Raw genomic sequence first — 15,898 nt, 5'->3', positions numbered from 1 at the left:
CACAGCGCATCATCACGCATCGTTTACTCACAGTGAAACGCGGTAGGGGCCACAGACGCGGCGAAAAACACGACACTCGATTTATGACGCGGACTGACGAGACCATGACGAATGCGACTGCGCAGCGCGCGCGGGTTGACGGCGAGATCTGCGGGTTCCACGTGCTGAGGCGTGTGCACACGGGCGAACGCACTCACGGGTTTCTTGCACGCGCTGCGCAGGGCGACCACGTCGTTCTCCGCACATTCTCCGGGGCGGAAGGACCGGCGCGTGCACACGCCGAGCTGCAGCTCGGCGCTCAGGTTCCGAGCCCGCATCTCCAGCGCGCGCGGGATGCCGGGGTGAGTCCCTCCGGTGATCCAGTCCTTATCTGCGAACGGCTCGGAAACCGGCTCAGTCAGCAACTGGAAGGCGGAGGGCATATTGCGGCTGGGTCGGTCGTCACCCTAGCCGCCCCGCTCGTAAACGCTCTGCGTGATCTTCATGCGAAGGACATTGCCCATGGCGCCGTCGACGTCGCTCATGTCCGGTTTGGGGCTGACGGGCGGCCCGTGCTGGTTGGAGCCGACGGCGGCATGCCCGCGACCCCGAGCAGCATCCGTTCCGATTTAGAAGGCCTCGCCCATCTGATCACAGCCACCCTCGGTCACAGCGATGAGGGTTCGCGGGGGCGCGGGGCTTCTGACATCACGGGGTGGCTGCAGAACCAGCTTTCTCGCGAAAGCAAACCAGCCGCGGATCTCTACGCCGACCTCGAGTGCAGAATTTTTGCACTGGCAGAACCGCTCCCGTTCGCCGTCGGACGCGAACCAGAACCGGTGAGACAACGTGGTGCCGATGCGCGTCGAGCGTCCTCGCTCCGAGAAAGAGCGCAGGATTCGACGCTGACACGCCTCCTTGAGGGGGAGCTCTCGTTCTCTCTTCCCATTCTGATTGCACCAGTTAAACGGCTGTTCACGGCCGTCGCGAGCACAACGCGGCGCCGCAACCTCATTCTCGTCGTCGCTCTCGTTTTCGTCGCAACCGTCGCTGGCGCGCTGTGGTTGATCCCTCAGCCTTCGTCGGCAGAGGAGCCTCACGAGACAACGGCAGAGACAACTGTCGAGCCGGTGCCCGCTGTCTCGCCTTCTTTGGCACCAGCCCAGGCTCTCACTGCGCTGCTCGCGGGCCGCTCGTCGTGTCTTGCGGGCAATGCGCCATCAGCGTGCCTCGCCTCTGTCTATGAGCCGACGTCGCCCGCCCTTTCTGCAGATAAATCGGCCGCCAGATCAGGCAAGCCGGATCCATTTCCTGTGCTCAGCCTCGACGAATCGCAGCGAACACTCGCTACGCAGCAAGACAGAGGGGGAGCCGTCGTCGTTGTCGTGAGGAGCAGTGACAGCCCCGGCGCAAAACAGCCGGTCTCCGTCTTGCTGGTGAAAACGGAGACCGGCTGGCTGATTCGAGATGTGTTCGACTTTTAGAGGCCGAGCTGCCCTTCGAAATCATCGTTCTCGAGACTGTGTCTCACCGAGTCAAGGAAGCGGGACGCATCCGTGCTGTCGATGATGCGCTGATCGTATGAGAGCGAGAGGTAGACCATGGAACGGATGGCGAAGGCGTCAACTCCACCCGCGTCGACAACGGCGACGCGCTTTGTCAGTGTTCCGCTGCTGAGCGATGCAGACTGCGGCAGGAACACAATCGGCGTCTCGAGAAGAGCACCGCGTGCCTCTGAGCTTGCGATCGTAAATGTACCGCCCGACAATTCATCCGGCTTGAGGCCGTTGGATCGCGTGCGCTCAGCGAGATCGTCAATTGCCGATGCGAGGCCGGCGACATCAAGATCGGCCGCGTTCTTGATGACGGGGCTGAGCAGCCCCCGATCGGTGTCGACGGCGACGCCGAGATTCTCGGCGCCAGGGTAGACAATCTGATCCCCATCGACCGTCGCATTGATGATCGGATGCGCCTGAAGTGCCTGCGTTGCGGCCTTGGCAAAGAACGGAACGAAGTCGAGAGCCTTTCCTGTCTTTGTCGTGAACGCGTCTTGCACGCGCTCGATCAGATCTGCGATCGAGGTGGCGTCGACCTCGATCACCGTCGTCACCTGAGCCGTGGTCTGTCGCGAAGAGACTGCCTGCTCAGCGGCAACCTTGCGAAGGCGTGTCATCGGCTGCGAGGTGCCCCGAAGGTCAGACACTGCAGCGTGCGCCTTCGGCTCAGCAGCCTGAGCACCGGCGCGATCCGCAGCGTCAAGCACGTCTTCCTTGCGGACGCGCCCTCCGACACCCGTTCCCTTGACCGTGGAGAGGTCGACGTCGTGTTGGTTGGCCAGACGACGCACCAACGGTGTGACGTATCCCGCGTTGCCCGTCACATCGATGGGTTCAGACGGTGACGAGGCACTCGCGGGCTCTGCGGGTTTGGTCGACGGAGCAGCGGATGCGTCAGGAGCGGCATCCTCAGACTCAGTTGGCGAGTCCGCAGCGGACTCGTCGGCGCTGGCCGGAGTTGCCGATTCCGCAGGCTGAGGCTCTGGTTCTGCCTGCGCCTCGGCTTCTGGCTCGGGCTCAGATTCAGCCTGCGCCTCGGTTTCTGGCTCGGGCTCGGGCTCAGATTCTGCCTCCGTGGCCGGAGCAGGAGCTGCTGATTCTGCCGTTTTCTCCGAAGCAGGCTCGGCAGGGGCGTCAGAGCTGGATGCTCCGGAGCCGTCCCCAACCGTGGCGAGCGGCGCTCCGACATCGATCGTGTCGTCCTCTGCCGCAAAGATCTCTTCAAGCACTCCGGCGACGGGGGAGGGAATTTCCGTGTCGACCTTGTCTGTCGAGACCTCGAGCAGCGGCTCATCGATCTCGACGTGATCACCGACGTTCTTCAGCCACCGGGTGATGGTCCCTTCAGTGACACTGTCACCGAGTGCCGGAAGATTGACCGTTTCGCTCATGACCTAGTCTCCTTTGAAAGCAATTCCTACTCCTAGCGTAACGATCAGAGCGCGTGCAGAGGCTTGCCCGCGAGCGCGAGGAATGCTTCGCCAAGGGCCTCGTTCTGTGTCGGGTGTGCGTGAATCAGCGGGGCAACATCTTCGGGGTAGGCCTCCCAGTTCACAGCGAGCTGGCCCTCTGCGATGAGTTCGCCGACGCGAGCCCCGATCATGTGCACGCCGACGACCGGGCCGTCGTTGACGCGGACGACCTTGATCAGGCCGCTTGTGTCGAGGATCTCGCTCTTCCCGTTGCCTGCCAGGTTGTAGTCGTATGCCGTCACCTTGTCGTCGCCATACTCCTCTTTCGCCTTGGCCTCGGAGAGCCCAACAGATGCGACCTCCGGGTCGGAGTATGTCACCTTGGGGATGTGCGAGTCGGGAATGACGACCGGGTTCTGACCGGCGATCTCTTCGGCAACGAAGATTCCCTGCTGGAACCCGCGGTGCGCGAGCTGAAGACCAGGCACAATGTCGCCAACAGCGTATACGCCCGACACGTTCGTCTCGAGGCGGTCGTTGGTCAGGACGAAGCCGCGGTCCATCTCGACACCGACCTCGTCATAGCCGAGCCCCTCTGTGACGGGGCCGCGTCCGACAGCAACAAGAAGCACGTCGGCGTCAATCGTGTCGTCGTTCTCGAGAGTGACCGTGACGCCATTGTCGTCCTGCTCGACACTCTTGAACTTGATGCCGATCTTGTAGTCGATTCCGCGGCGACGGAACTGACGCTCAAGAAGCTTGCTGATCGCCTCGTCCTCATTGGGAACCAGATGAGGAAGCGCCTCGATGATGGTGACGTCGGCGCCAAATGAACGCCAGACACTCGCGAACTCCACGCCAATCACCCCACCGCCGAGCACCGCTACCTTCTTGGGAACGTAGTCGAGCGACAGAGCCCCTTCGCTTGTGATCACACGGCCGCCGATTTCGAGGCCGGGAAGCGAACGACTGTATGAGCCCGTCGCGAGAATCACGTTCTTGCCCGTGACTGTCGTGTCGCCAACCTGAACGGTCGTCGGTGAGGTGAGACGGCCCTCACCCTCGATCGTGGTGACCTTGCGAGCCTTCACGAGCCCCTGAAGGCCCTTGTACTTCTTGGCGACGATTCCCTCGCGGTACTTCGTCACGCCCTCGATGTCGATCCCCTCGAAGGAGGTCTTTACTCCGAACTTCGCGGAGTCACGCGCGTTCTCGGCGATCTCGGCCGCATGCAGCAACGCCTTCGTCGGGATGCACCCGCGGTGAAGACAGGTGCCGCCGACCTTGTCCTTCTCGATCAGTGCGACAGAGAATCCGAGCTCGCTCGCTCGGAGCGCCGCTGCGTATCCGCCACTTCCGCCGCCGAGTACGACGATGTCAAAATTCTGCTCCGACACTGAGCTTCTCCCTTTGCCGATTGTTGATGCGGTTTCGATCGCACGCCGGTGTGCAGCGAGCGACCGTTCGGTTGCGCTGAAGCGCCTCTTCGACCTTACTACGCGCCAGCATGCCGCTCGGCTAGCGTGAGAAGAGTTCGTACGGTGACGCCGGTCGCACCCTTGCCGTTGTATCCGTAGGTGGACGTCCCATTGTCACCAGGGCCGGCGATGTCAAGGTGGACCCAGGAAATCTGCTGGTCAGTGTCGGCCCGATTGCCGACGAACTCCGACAGGAAGTGGCCCGCGACGAGCATTCCGCCTTCGCGGCGCGAAAGATTCGCGTTCACCAGATCGGCAACGTCAGAGTCGAGCGCCGACCGAAGTTCGCTGGGAAGCGGCATCCGCCAGAATTTCTCGCCGATGCCATCGGCGACGTTGACAACGTCCGTCGCGCTCTCGTCGTTCCCCATGACGCCCGTGTACCGCTTGCCGAGAGCGACGACGGCGGCGCCCGTGAGCGTTGCGACGTCAATGATGAGATCGGGATTCTCTTCACTCGCTGCGACAAGGCCATCGGCCATCACTAGCCGCCCCTCCGCGTCAGTGTTTGTGACCTCGACCGTGCGCCCGCCGTACATCTTCAGAACGTCGCCAGGCCGGGTCGCCGATCCAGACGGCATGTTTTCGGCGAGGCACAGCCACGCGGTGATGCGCGTGGAGGTGCCCAGTCGTGCGGCCGCTGTGATGGTTGCCAGTGCCGTCGCGGCGCCGAGCATGTCGTATTTCATGCCCATCATTCCGCTTGCCGGTTTGAGCGAGAGTCCGCCCGTGTCGAACGTGATTCCCTTACCGACGATCGCAATGTGACGTGTCGCACCCTCGGGGAAGTAATCGAGCTTCACAAGTCGTGGGCCGCGTTCTGAGCCGCGTCCGACGCCGAGAATGCCCCCGAAGCCCTCTGATTCGAGCTGAGCGACATCCCAGACGCGGGTTGTGATGGGCAGATCCGACGCCTCGTCCAGCGCTGTGTCTGCAAAGACCTCTGGCGTGAGCACTGACGCGGAGGTATTGCCGAGGTCGCGAACAAGATGCACGGCGCGGGCCGTCTCTGCCACACGCTTCGCTTCATCGGCAGTGAGGGGTTCTGGGGCGACGATCGTTACGGTCTCGACGGGGTTCGATCGTTCACTCTTCCCCTTTTCCTGCGTGTATGCGTACGCCCCGAGCGCGGCGCCCTCTGCCACAGCGATCACGTCGACGTGATCGGTCAGCGGAAAAGCGAAGCGAACGGATGCTGTGCCAGCAAGCTGCCGCACGGCCGCTCCTGCCGCCGCCCGGAGCGCATCGGTCGTCACTTCTCGCCCGAGGCCCACGACAGCGACCACAGTGGATGGAGAATCGGGGACGACGACGCGAGACAGCGCGTCAGCGGATCCACTCACGCCGAGCTTCTTCAGCAGTCCCGAGAGGCTCTCAAATCCTTCGACGGCATGAAGTCGCGGCCCGTCCGACGTTGAGATGGCACCGATCACCGTGATGTCAGATTCAGTCGTTGGGGAGGACTCAGTTTCGAAATCAAGAGAGATTTTGCTCATGTATTCATGGTATCGGCGCGGACGTTCGCTCTGGGCACGACAGGGAACGGCCGCGAAGGACCGGTGCCCGAATAGCATGGAGGCATGAGCATCCCTGAAGACCTCGTTCGTTTCACGGAGTCGGCATCCGCCGTCCCCGCGGGACTGCCGCTGGTCATTGGCCTTACCGGCTTTTCCGATGCCGGAAGCACAATTGCGCAAGCTGTGACGTATCTGCGCGACAGCCTCAGCTACGACGATGTCGCGATCTTCGACAATGACCAACTTCTGGACTATCGGGCCCGACGCCCCATCATCCAGTTTGAGCACGACCATCTGACGAACTACGAACCCTCTCGCCTCGCGCTCTCGCTTGCGTACGACGAACTGCGCCGACCCTTCCTCCTACTGACCGGGTATGAACCTGATTTTCGCTGGGAATCCTTCACCCAGACGGTGATGGGTTTGATTGAGCGTTTCGACGTCAGTCACACAACGTGGGTTCACGGCATTCCGATGCCGGTTCCGCATACGCGACCGCTCGGCGCCGCCGTCAGCGGCAATCGAGAAGAGCTGATTGAGTCGCTGTCGATTTGGCGCCCGTCAACGCAGGTGCCAGCCAATGTGTTGCACCTCTTGGAATATCGACTTCAAGAGAACGACCTTCCGGTGACAGGTTTCGCTCTTCTGATTCCGCACTATCTGACCGAGACCGAGTACCCCGCGGCGGCACTCACCGCGCTTGAGCTGTACACGGCAGCATCCGGACTTGTCTTTCCGAGCGACGAGCTTCGCGAAGATGGACGCCAGTTCATCACCCGCGTCGACGAGCAGGTCGCTGAGAATGGCGAATTGCATAAGCTGGTCTCGTCACTCGAAGCGCGATACGACACGTACATGGAAGGCACCGAGCAGCGCCCTCCGCTCACGATGGACGAGCACAACCTGCCGTCCGCCGACGATATTGCTGCGGAACTTGAGCGCTATCTTGCCGGACGGCGCGCATCAGACGGTGACAGCGACGCACCGAACCGCTGACGACGGCTAGCATCTCTGGAGTGAACTCTCGTCGCTCCTGGATCGTTTTCGTCGTCGGTGTCTCGGCGTACGTCGTCGCGATCCTTCAACGCAGCACTCTCGGGGTATCCGGAGTAGCTGCTGTCGAGAGATTCGACATCACGGCGGCAGCGCTCTCTTCTCTCGCTGTGGTGCAGCTTGTCGTCTACGCCGCCATGCAGATTCCGATTGGTCTGCTCATCGACAGATGGGGGCCACGTCGGCTGCTCATCATCGGCCTCGTTCTGATCAGCATCGGGCAAGCGGTGCTCGCGATCGCCCCCGACCTCTCGATCGCGGCACTCGGTCGAGTGTGCGTGGGAATCGGCGACGCAGGAATCTTCGTCTCAGTTCTCCGACTCGTGAACTATTGGTTCAGCGGACCGATTGTGCCGTCACTCAGCCAATGGACAGGGAATATCGGGCAGTTCGGGCAGGTGCTCTCGGCTCTGCCGTTTGCCCTGCTGCTCAACACGATCGGCTGGGAGAGCGCCTACCTCGCGGCCGCTTCTCTCTGCATCCTCATGCTGATTGGCGTTCTCATCTGCATCTCGGATCGCCCCGCCAGTGACAGCACGGGGCCGGTTCGCCGCACCTGGGGAAGCTCTCTCGACATTCTTCTCGACTCTCTGAAACGCCCAGGCACCAGACTCGGCTTCTGGGCCCACTTCACAACGCAGTCGAGTGGAACCGTCTTTTCCCTGCTCTGGGGGTTCCCCTTCATGGTCTACGCGCTCCATCTCTCGGAATCGACTGCGGCGGCCCTCTTGCTCGTCATTGTGTTCTCCGGCGTCGTCTTCGGGCCGATCCTCGGCATCCTCACGGCTCGGTTCCCTCTGCGTCGCAGCAACCTTGTTCTCACGATCGTCTCGGTCATGGGCGTCGCATGGACCGCTTTTCTGGCGTGGCCGGGGCAGCCGCCGATGTGGCTGCTCATCGTGCTTCTTGTCGCGCTCGGCGTCGGCGGCCCCGGCTCGCTCATCGGGTTCGACTTCGCGCGCACCTTCAATCACAGTCGAGCGCTCGGCTCAGCGAACGGCATCGTCAACGTCGGCGGGTTTTTGGCGAGCTTCACGATGATGTTCGTCATCGGTTTCATTCTTGATCTGCTGAGTCCTGAAGCAACGTCGCCCGAGCAGACATACTCCCTCGCGTCCTTTAAGATCGCCTTCCTCGTTCAGTACGTGGTGATTGGCGGCGGCGTGGTGATGCTCTTCCTTGCCAGGCGGACAACCCGGTCAGCGCTGGCCGAGGCTGAAGGAATAAAAGTGGCCCCTCTCTGGGTTGCACTGGTCAGAAGGATGCGTGGAAACCGCGGGTGACCGCGGTGTGTCACAGGGTGATGCAAATCCATGACATAATGAGAAATGGACCCATTGTGTCCCTGCCTGCATTTCACGATGCGGGCGCGGGACTTGACATGGGTCTTAGTACTGTCCGAAATCGATACACGTCGGTGATTCTGCACCATAACTGGTGCGCCACGGACCGAAAGGGTGCTCGCATGGCAAGCAAGCCTGCACAGAAAACGGACGCCACGCAAGAGGCCGACGTCACAGCAGCCACACAGGCGAAGAAGTCGGCTGCGGCCGCGACGAAGTCGAAGACCGCCGCGAAGTCCGCAACGAAGAGCGCGGCGTCCGCACCAGCGAAGAAGGCAGCTGCAACCAAGACGACAACGCGCAAAAAGAAGTCAGTCGACCCCGTCGCCGAAGCGGTGGCGGATGAGTCGACAGCGGACGCAGCGGTCGATGACCAGGCCCCGCAAAAGCGCTCGACGGCCAAAGACGAGCCGCTGCCAAAGGGCGCGCTCGTTCTCTCACAGGGCGACGATGAAGACGAAATGCCCGTCTACTCGACAATCATCACGGGCGCAACGGCAGACCCTGTCAAGGACTACCTGAAGCAGATCGGCAAGGTTCCGCTGCTCAACGCCGCCGAAGAGGTTGAGCTCGCGATGCGCATCGAAGCCGGCCTGTTCGCCGAAGACAAGTTGAGCCCCATGACGGATGCCGAGAAGCGGCAGAAGCTCGGGCGTGAACTTCAGTGGGTCTCGCGTGATGGTCAGCGCGCGAAGAGTCATCTCCTCGGGGCAAACCTGCGTCTCGTCGTGTCGCTTGCCAAGCGATACACGGGTCGGGGAATGCAGTTTCTCGATCTGATTCAGGAGGGGAACCTCGGTCTGATCCGAGCCGTCGAGAAGTTCGACTACACGAAGGGCTTCAAGTTCTCGACCTACGCAACGTGGTGGATTCGCCAGGCGATCACCAGGGCAATGGCGGACCAGGCCCGAACGATCCGCATTCCCGTGCACATGGTCGAGGTCATCAACAAGCTCGCACGCGTTCAGCGTCAGATGCTGCAAGACCTTGGACGCGAGCCGACGCCTGAAGAGCTCAGCAAGGAGCTCGACATGACGCCTGAGAAGGTCGTCGAGGTGCAGAAGTACGGGCGTGAGCCCATTTCGCTCCACACCCCGCTTGGCGAAGACGGCGATAGCGAGTTCGGTGATCTGATCGAAGACACGGAGGCCGTTGTGCCGGCCGACGCCGTCGGCTTCACGATGCTTCAGAAGCAGCTCGAGTCTCTGCTCGACTCGCTCTCTGAGCGCGAGGCGGGTGTGATTCGCATGCGGTTCGGCCTTGGCGACGGGATGCCGAAGACTCTCGACCAGATCGGCGACACATTCGGCGTGACGCGCGAGCGCATTCGCCAGATAGAGTCAAAGACGATGGCAAAGCTGCGTCACCCCAGCCGGTCGCAGTCCCTTCGGGACTATCTCGAATAGAAGAACCCGGTCTCCACCGTTTTTCACGAAAGGCAGGGGCATGCCCGCAGAGGCCAATGAAGGCAAGACTCTCGAGACGACAGTCGACAGCGTCCGTTACCAGCGTATTCCGGTGAAGACCCGTCTGGTGGGCGCTGACGACGACATCGTCGAGGTCGTATCGACGTTCGCGCGAGAGTACGTCGAAGACGGTGACGTCGTCTTTGTCACAGAGAAGATCGTCGCGATCACGCAGGGGCGAGCCTACCCGGTGAGTTCCATCGCCCCGCGGCCGCTTGCGCGCATTCTGTCGAAGTACGTCACCAAGACTTCCTATGGAATTGGGCTCGGAATGCCGGAGACCATGGAGATGGCGCTGCGCGAGTGCGGAACACCCCGCATCCTGCTCGCTGCGGCCGTCTCTGTCGTCTCAAAGCTGCTGAAACGCTCTGGCGACTTCTATCGCGTCGCCGGAGAAAAAGCACGCGCCATTGACGGCCCGACGAGCCACACCATTCCACCGTACAACTCCCACGTCGTCCTCGGGCCCGAGCGCCCGGACGAGGTCGCCCAGGTGCTCAAGTCAGCACTCGGGGGCCGAGTCGATGTGATGATCGTCGACATCAACGATCTCGGGGGAAACATCCTCGGCAATACTCGCGGCCACGCCGGCGACGATCATATGGTGCGTGTCTTGAAAGACAACCCGCTTGGTCAGAAGCATCAGAGCACGCCCATCGGCATCATCAGGGCTCTGGCGTAACCCCGCTGAGGCAAATGGCTCGGTGCCCCGCAGTTGTGCGGGGCACCGAGCCATTTCTCTGTGCCCGTCAGAAGCCGATGATGCTCTGGAATCGCGGCCGGGTGCCGGTGCGAATACCTGTGACGCTCGGCTTGTTCTCATAGACGCCTGCGGCCCAGTTGCCCTCGACGAGGACCGGGCCATTCTCGCTCATCACGATGTCCCACCCGACGTACTTCATGTCGGGAACCACGCGGGCGACCTCGTCGAAGAACGGCTGGATCGTGTCAACGAGCGGAAGCTGGAAATCCGGAATGGATACTCCGGACTCCGGGTGGGTCGTGTGCACATTGTTGTGCGAGTCGTAGCCGCGTCCCATTGACGCGCCGTCGAGGCTCAGCATCGTGTAGAAGCCACCGAATGTCTGCTGGTCACTCGCTTGTCCGCGTCCGAATTTCTGTGCCATCGACAGGATGTGGGTCTTTTCGCCGTCGAAGAAAGTCGTCACGCGCGTCGTGTTCGCCGTGCCAGGGCATATCTCAGCGAGAACAGGATGCTGCTCGATGACCTCTTCAAGCAAGAACTGCCCGTCGTCGAGGAGCTGTGTGCGAAAGTCTTTCCAATCGGTCACGTCATCGGCGAGATGGCGATGAACGCCATGACCAGCGCTGCTGAACGGGACCTTTCCGATGACCGTTCCCGCACGCTCGACGAATTCGCGAACCTCGTCAACAGAGGCTTCGCGAACGTCAAGCCACGCACGCTTGAGGAACTCATCGAATACCGCGTTGAATTCGATCTTGTCGTGGAAGATTCCTCGGTGCTCCGCCGCATCGTGCTCCATGGCGATGTGGTTCGAAATCGAATGCGTCATGAACGTCTCGCGTTCTGCACGACTCAGGATCGCGTAATCCCAATCGACATAGTCTTGGAATGCCGTCTCTCGAAACGCCGCCGACCACAGCATGTCGACGACAATGATCGGCGTCGGCTTGTGGTGCTCGGCCGAAACGTCCTTTGCCCGCTCGATGACCGAGGCGATGTCCAACCGACGTGCTCGGTTCTTGAGGTAGTCAAGGCGGATCTTGAGGCGGTTTGCCTTCGGCATAGCTCGGGGCGCTCCCATCGTCTTCTGTCTGGAACACCCAAGTATAGAGAGCCGGTGCTGTGCGCTGGCCCCGACGCTCCACGATAGACTGTGGTCGCGCCTTCGCGCGGGGGAGGAAAATGATCTCGTTGATGTCCGATGCTCACACAGCCGGCGCACGAGTACTGTATCTTTCTGCTTCCCAGAACTCACGAATCGCCGATGCCCTCACGGGCGATGCCGCTGCAGCTGCTGCGTTTGACGCGACAGTGAGCTCCGATCCCATTCGACTGTTCGTTGAGGTGCTCTCGACTAAGCGGGTTCCCGAGGGCTCCGGTGTCTCGTACGGTCACACCTTCGTCACGCAGCATCCGACGACACTCGCGCGTGTTGCGATCGGCTACGGGCACGGTCTTCCTCGAAAGGCAGGCAATCGCGCGTCCGTGACATGGTCGCCTGTCGACGGGAGTCCGATGCGGTTGCCGATCGTCGGTCGCGTCGCCATGGACGAATTTGTCGTGGATGCCGGCGACGCTCCTGTGTCGCCTGGATCGCGCGTCTGCGTTTTCGGAGATCCGGGCCGCCATGAGGTTCCACTCACGGAGTGGGCGGCGTCAATCGGAGAATCGCCGGTTTCGATTGCCGCGTGCCTCGATGATCGCGTCGAAAGGAACGTTGTCCGGTGAGCAGAGGATCCCACGCCCGTGCGGTTGTCTCCCGCAGCGCTCTCATCAGGAATGCGCAGCTCGTCGCGCAGCGGGTCGCCCCTGCAGAGGTGGCTATCGTCGTCAAAGACAATGCGTACGCGCACGGAGTTACTGACGTTGTGTCCACGCTCTCGGGTGCCGGCTTTCGGCGATTCGGCGCTCTCGACCTCGCCACCGCGCGCGCCGTACGCGACGAGGCACCTGACGCCATGGTCTTCGCCTGGGTGTTCGGCGAAGAGGACGATCTCGACGCAGCCATCGCCACTCACGTCGATCTTGGCGTGTCGTACCCGTCGATGCTTGAGCGCGTTTCCGAAGCGGCACGGCGCACAGGCGACCGCGCACGCGTTCACCTGAAGATCGATACCGGCCTGCACCGGGCCGGAGTGCTTGCGGACAGCTGGCCAGGCTTCGTCCGGCGGGCTGCCGAACTTCAGCACGAGGGTGTGATCGACGTCACCGGAATGTGGACGCACATCGCTGAGGCATCTTTCGAAGCCGATTCCGCGGCGATCGATCGATTCAATGCAGCGATTCGTCAAGCGCATTCCGCTGGGCTGCACCCCAGGGTGCGTCACCTCGCGGCGAGTGCCGCCTCGTTTGAGCGTTCCGATGCCCGATACGACATGGTCCGTGTCGGGGCGTTTGTGTACGGGATCGCGCCCGGGGACGGCATCGGTCCAGAGCAGCTCGGACTCACACCCGCACTCACGCTCTCATCAACAGTGAGCTCCGTTGAGACGGTGAATCGTCGAACGATTGCGCGCATTCCCGTCGGACAGGTGAATGGGCTCTACAGCGAGGCCGCAGGGGCCACCCACGTCGCCATTCGAGATCGCCGCTTCCCTGTTGTTCGCGTCAGCAGCACAGACGCTGACGTTGATGTCAGCGGAGGCGAAGCAGCGGTCGGAGACGAGGTCTACCTCTTCGGGAACGGAGCGCACGGGGAAGCATCGCTTCAGGTGTGGGCGGACGCCATGGGTTCCATCGGCGAAGAGATCGTGATTCGACTAGCGAGGTCGGCCGAGCACATCTACGTCGAGTGATGCATCGCGCGTTAACCACGACGCGGGCAGATGCCGAAGCATCCGCCCGCGTACGTCGTGACGTTTTAGGCGCGAGCGTCCTCGAGAAGCCGATCAGATTCGTCGAGCCAGCTCTCGGCAACAGCCATGAGCTTTTCCTCGTACTTTTTCCCGTGATGTGCGCAGAACAGCAGTTCGCCATTGCTGACAACAGCGCGGATATAAGCTTGCGCGCCGCAGCTATCACATCGATCCGCCGCGGTCAGCTGGGGCTGAACTTCGTCGACAGTTTGTGTACCGGTGTGCGACATGAGCTCCTCCTGACCTCACGGAGCGCCCTTTACGCCCCTCTTGCTCCAATGTAACCACGCCGCGCCTGAATACCTTCCTCATGTGCGGCGAGTTCGCTCACCGCGTACCGACTCCTTAAGCCGCCAGACGAGGGGTGTCGGTGGCCGAGTTACTGCGCAGAGCGAACTAGTCTTGGTTGCGTGAGCTCTGACTATTCCGCACGCCATCTTTCTGTCCTCGAGGGCTTGGAGGCTGTACGCAAACGGCCGGGAATGTACATCGGCTCCAACGGTTCACGCGGTCTGATGCACTGCCTGTGGGAAGTCATCGACAATGCTGTCGATGAGGCACTTGCAGGCTACGGCGACCACATCGAAATTCGACTCAGAGAAGATGACAGTGTTGAGGTCATCGACCATGCGCGCGGCATTCCGATCGATATTGAGCCGAAGACCGGACTCACCGGCGTTGAAGTCGTCTTCACGAAATTGCATGCTGGCGGCAAATTCGGTTCGGGTTCGTATTCATCATCCGGAGGATTGCACGGCGTCGGCGCGTCGGTTGTCAACGCGCTCTCAGAGCGGCTCGACGTCGAAGTCGACCGTGATGGAAAGACCTGGGCAATGTCATTCCACCGGGGCGAACCTGGAACGTTCGACGACAAGGGCGGGGAGCCGAGCCCAGAAGCACCGTTCACTCCGTTCAAGAATACGAGCGAGCTCCGTGTCGTCGGCAAGGTCAAGAAGGGCATCGCCGGCTCTCGTGTGCGGTACTGGGCCGACCGTCAGATCTTCGAGAAGGGCGCCACGTTCAACGTCGATGACCTTCAGGGTCGTGCACGCCAAACAGCATTTCTCGTTCCGGGGCTGACTCTCCGCATTGATGACGAGCGCGCTTCCGGTTCGGACTCGTCAGAGGTCGTGACCTCCGAGTACCGTTTTGACGGCGGAATCTCCGAGTTCGTTGAATATCTGGCCGCAGACTCGCCTGTCACCGACGTCTGGCGCGTCTCGGGGTCAGGGACGTTCACAGAAACCGTCCCCACGCTGCAGAAGGACGGCTCGATGGTGTCGACTGACGTGCAGCGCACGTGCGAGGTCGACATCGCGCTTCGCTGGGGGACCGGCTACGACTCAACGGTTCGATCCTTCGTCAACATCATCGCCACCCCCAAAGGCGGAACGCACCTCTCCGGATTCGAACAGGGAGTGCTCAAGATCTTTCGCAAGGAAGTGGAGAAGAACGCGCGGCGCCTCAAGGCGGGAAACGACAAGGTCGAGAAAGACGACGTCCTTGCCGGGCTGACGGCAGTGCTGAACGTACGGCTTCCGGAACCGCAATTCGAAGGGCAGACAAAGGAGGTTCTCGGCACACCCGCTGCTCGAACGATCGTGTCGAAGGTTCTGACTGACGCTCTGGCTGAGAAATTCGCGTCGAGTAAGCGAGAAGACAAGAACCAAGTGGCCGTCGTGCTCGACAAGGTCGTCGCCGAAATGAAGTCGCGCATTTCTGCTCGTGCCCACAAAGAGACGCAGCGGCGCAAGAACGCTCTCGAGAGTTCGACGCTTCCGGCCAAGCTTGTTGATTGCCGCTCAAGCGATGTGGCGCAGAGCGAGCTTTTCATCGTCGAGGGCGATTCTGCCCTCGGCACCGCAAAACTGGCTCGCGACAGCAGCTATCAGGCGCTGCTGCCCATTCGGGGAAAGATCCTCAATGTGCAGAAGGCATCTGTCAGCGACATGCTGTCGAACGCTGAATGCGCGGCAATCATTCAGGTGCTCGGTGCCGGCTCCGGCCGCACCTTCGACCTCGACGTTGCTCGGTACGGCAAAGTCATTTTCATGAGCGACGCCGATGTCGACGGCGCTCACATCCGGATGCTTCTGCTCACGCTCTTCTTCCGGTACATGCGCCCCATGATCGAAGCGGGCCGCGTCTACGCTGCGGTGCCGCCGCTGCACAGGGTCGTTGCCGTCAATGGCGGCTCGAAGCCCAACGACGTCATGTACACCTACTCGGAGCAGGAGCTGCACGGCGTCCTGAAGGGTCTCGAACGCAGCAAGAAGCGGTACAAAGAGCCGATCCAGCGATACAAGGGACTCGGTGAGATGGATGCGGATCAGCTGGCCGAGACCACGATGGATCGTCGACACCGCACGCTCAGGCGCGTGCACATCGAGGATGCCGCTGCCGCGGATACGGTCTTCGAGCTGCTCATGGGAAACGACGTGCCGCCACGCAAGGAGTTCATCATCGATAACTCCGACAGGCTCAGCCAGGAGCGCATCGACGTCTGACGCGGCATGCGCCGCGTCAGCGCGGG

Annotated in this window: 13 protein-coding genes; 8 read left to right on the top strand and 5 right to left on the bottom strand. The window is 61.6% G+C overall.

The window, feature by feature from the left end:
* Positions 1 to 83: 83 nt before the first annotated feature.
* Positions 84 to 1,463, top strand: a complete 1,380-nt coding sequence (locus HCR84_RS08710) for a serine/threonine-protein kinase (protein ID WP_166983679.1) — start codon at positions 84 to 86, stop codon at positions 1,461 to 1,463.
* On the opposite strand, the gene HCR84_RS08705 is transcribed toward HCR84_RS08710, so the two are convergent.
* The 3 genes from HCR84_RS08705 to HCR84_RS08695 all read right to left on the bottom strand — a co-directional run bounded on the left by HCR84_RS08705 (position 1,460) and on the right by HCR84_RS08695 (position 5,921).
* Complete coding sequence (locus HCR84_RS08705; protein WP_166983678.1) at positions 1,460 to 2,926, bottom strand: 2-oxo acid dehydrogenase subunit E2; 1,467 nt, start codon at positions 2,924 to 2,926, stop codon at positions 1,460 to 1,462. The genes HCR84_RS08710 and HCR84_RS08705 overlap by 4 nt on opposite strands.
* 44 nt (positions 2,927 to 2,970) lie before the next feature.
* Positions 2,971 to 4,344 (bottom strand): dihydrolipoyl dehydrogenase, encoded by a 1,374-nt coding sequence (lpdA, locus tag HCR84_RS08700; protein ID WP_166983677.1) that lies wholly within the window; start codon positions 4,342 to 4,344, stop codon positions 2,971 to 2,973.
* Between the two features lie 98 nt (positions 4,345 to 4,442).
* Positions 4,443 to 5,921 (bottom strand): leucyl aminopeptidase, encoded by a 1,479-nt coding sequence (locus HCR84_RS08695; RefSeq protein ID WP_166983676.1) that lies wholly within the window; start codon positions 5,919 to 5,921, stop codon positions 4,443 to 4,445.
* A gap of 84 nt (positions 5,922 to 6,005) precedes the next feature.
* Between HCR84_RS08695 and HCR84_RS08690 the strand changes: the two genes are divergently transcribed.
* The 4 genes from HCR84_RS08690 (at position 6,006) to HCR84_RS08675 (ending at position 10,486) form a co-directional block, all read left to right on the top strand.
* Positions 6,006 to 6,938: a proteasome assembly chaperone family protein gene (locus tag HCR84_RS08690; protein ID WP_166983675.1), complete on the top strand. Its 933-nt coding sequence runs from the start codon at positions 6,006 to 6,008 to the stop codon at positions 6,936 to 6,938.
* Positions 6,939 to 6,958: 20 nt separating this feature from the next.
* Complete coding sequence (locus HCR84_RS08685; protein WP_166983674.1) at positions 6,959 to 8,278, top strand: MFS transporter; 1,320 nt, start codon at positions 6,959 to 6,961, stop codon at positions 8,276 to 8,278.
* 182 nt (positions 8,279 to 8,460) lie between these two features.
* A complete protein-coding gene (locus HCR84_RS08680) occupies positions 8,461 to 9,744 on the top strand; it encodes an RNA polymerase sigma factor (protein ID WP_166983673.1) in 1,284 nt (427 codons plus the stop codon).
* A gap of 40 nt (positions 9,745 to 9,784) precedes the next feature.
* Complete coding sequence (locus HCR84_RS08675; protein ID WP_166983672.1) at positions 9,785 to 10,486, top strand: coenzyme F420-0:L-glutamate ligase; 702 nt, start codon at positions 9,785 to 9,787, stop codon at positions 10,484 to 10,486.
* Between the two features lie 67 nt (positions 10,487 to 10,553).
* Here the strand turns inward: HCR84_RS08675 and HCR84_RS08670 are convergent, their stop codons facing one another.
* A complete protein-coding gene (locus tag HCR84_RS08670) occupies positions 10,554 to 11,573 on the bottom strand; it encodes a sugar-transfer associated ATP-grasp domain-containing protein (RefSeq protein ID WP_195706711.1) in 1,020 nt (339 codons plus the stop codon).
* A gap of 131 nt (positions 11,574 to 11,704) precedes the next feature.
* On the opposite strand from HCR84_RS08670, the gene HCR84_RS08665 reads away from it, so the two are divergent.
* The gene (locus HCR84_RS08665; RefSeq protein ID WP_166983670.1) at positions 11,705 to 12,238 is read left to right on the top strand and encodes an alanine racemase C-terminal domain-containing protein; all 534 of its coding nucleotides are present in this window, start codon (positions 11,705 to 11,707) and stop codon (positions 12,236 to 12,238) included.
* Positions 12,235 to 13,305: an alanine racemase gene (locus tag HCR84_RS08660; protein WP_166983669.1), complete on the top strand. Its 1,071-nt coding sequence runs from the start codon at positions 12,235 to 12,237 to the stop codon at positions 13,303 to 13,305. The genes HCR84_RS08665 and HCR84_RS08660 overlap by 4 nt, the downstream gene beginning before the upstream one ends.
* Positions 13,306 to 13,370: 65 nt before the next feature.
* Here HCR84_RS08660 and HCR84_RS08655 read toward each other — a convergent pair whose 3' ends face one another.
* Entirely contained in the window at positions 13,371 to 13,595 is a 225-nt protein-coding gene (locus HCR84_RS08655; RefSeq protein ID WP_166983668.1) for a DUF7455 domain-containing protein, read from the bottom strand.
* Positions 13,596 to 13,775: 180 nt separating this feature from the next.
* Here HCR84_RS08655 and HCR84_RS08650 point away from each other — a divergent pair, with 180 nt between their 5' ends.
* Positions 13,776 to 15,872, top strand: a complete 2,097-nt coding sequence (locus HCR84_RS08650) for a DNA gyrase/topoisomerase IV subunit B (RefSeq protein WP_166983667.1) — start codon at positions 13,776 to 13,778, stop codon at positions 15,870 to 15,872.
* The last annotated feature ends 26 nt before the right edge of the window (positions 15,873 to 15,898 follow it).

The organism is Paramicrobacterium fandaimingii, assembly GCF_011751745.2.
GTDB classification, from domain to species: domain Bacteria; phylum Actinomycetota; class Actinomycetes; order Actinomycetales; family Microbacteriaceae; genus Paramicrobacterium; species Paramicrobacterium fandaimingii.
Note: the sequence above shows the minus strand (reverse complement) of the source record. Positions and strands in the feature narration are given on the sequence as shown.

Bases quoted from the DNA above. Each gene is read 5' to 3' on its own strand.
- HCR84_RS08710 (WP_166983679.1), top strand. From the start codon at position 84: ATGACGCGGACTGACGAGACCATGACGAATGCGACTGCGCAGCGCGCG.
- HCR84_RS08705 (WP_166983678.1), bottom strand. From the start codon at position 2,926: ATGAGCGAAACGGTCAATCTTCCGGCACTCGGTGACAGTGTCACTGAA.
- HCR84_RS08695 (WP_166983676.1), bottom strand. From the start codon at position 5,921: ATGAGCAAAATCTCTCTTGATTTCGAAACTGAGTCCTCCCCAACGACT.
- HCR84_RS08690 (WP_166983675.1), top strand. From the start codon at position 6,006: ATGAGCATCCCTGAAGACCTCGTTCGTTTCACGGAGTCGGCATCCGCC.
- HCR84_RS08680 (WP_166983673.1), top strand. From the start codon at position 8,461: ATGGCAAGCAAGCCTGCACAGAAAACGGACGCCACGCAAGAGGCCGAC.
- HCR84_RS08675 (WP_166983672.1), top strand. From the start codon at position 9,785: ATGCCCGCAGAGGCCAATGAAGGCAAGACTCTCGAGACGACAGTCGAC.
- HCR84_RS08670 (WP_195706711.1), bottom strand. From the start codon at position 11,573: ATGCCGAAGGCAAACCGCCTCAAGATCCGCCTTGACTACCTCAAGAAC.
- HCR84_RS08665 (WP_166983670.1), top strand. From the start codon at position 11,705: ATGTCCGATGCTCACACAGCCGGCGCACGAGTACTGTATCTTTCTGCT.
- HCR84_RS08655 (WP_166983668.1), bottom strand. From the start codon at position 13,595: ATGTCGCACACCGGTACACAAACTGTCGACGAAGTTCAGCCCCAGCTG.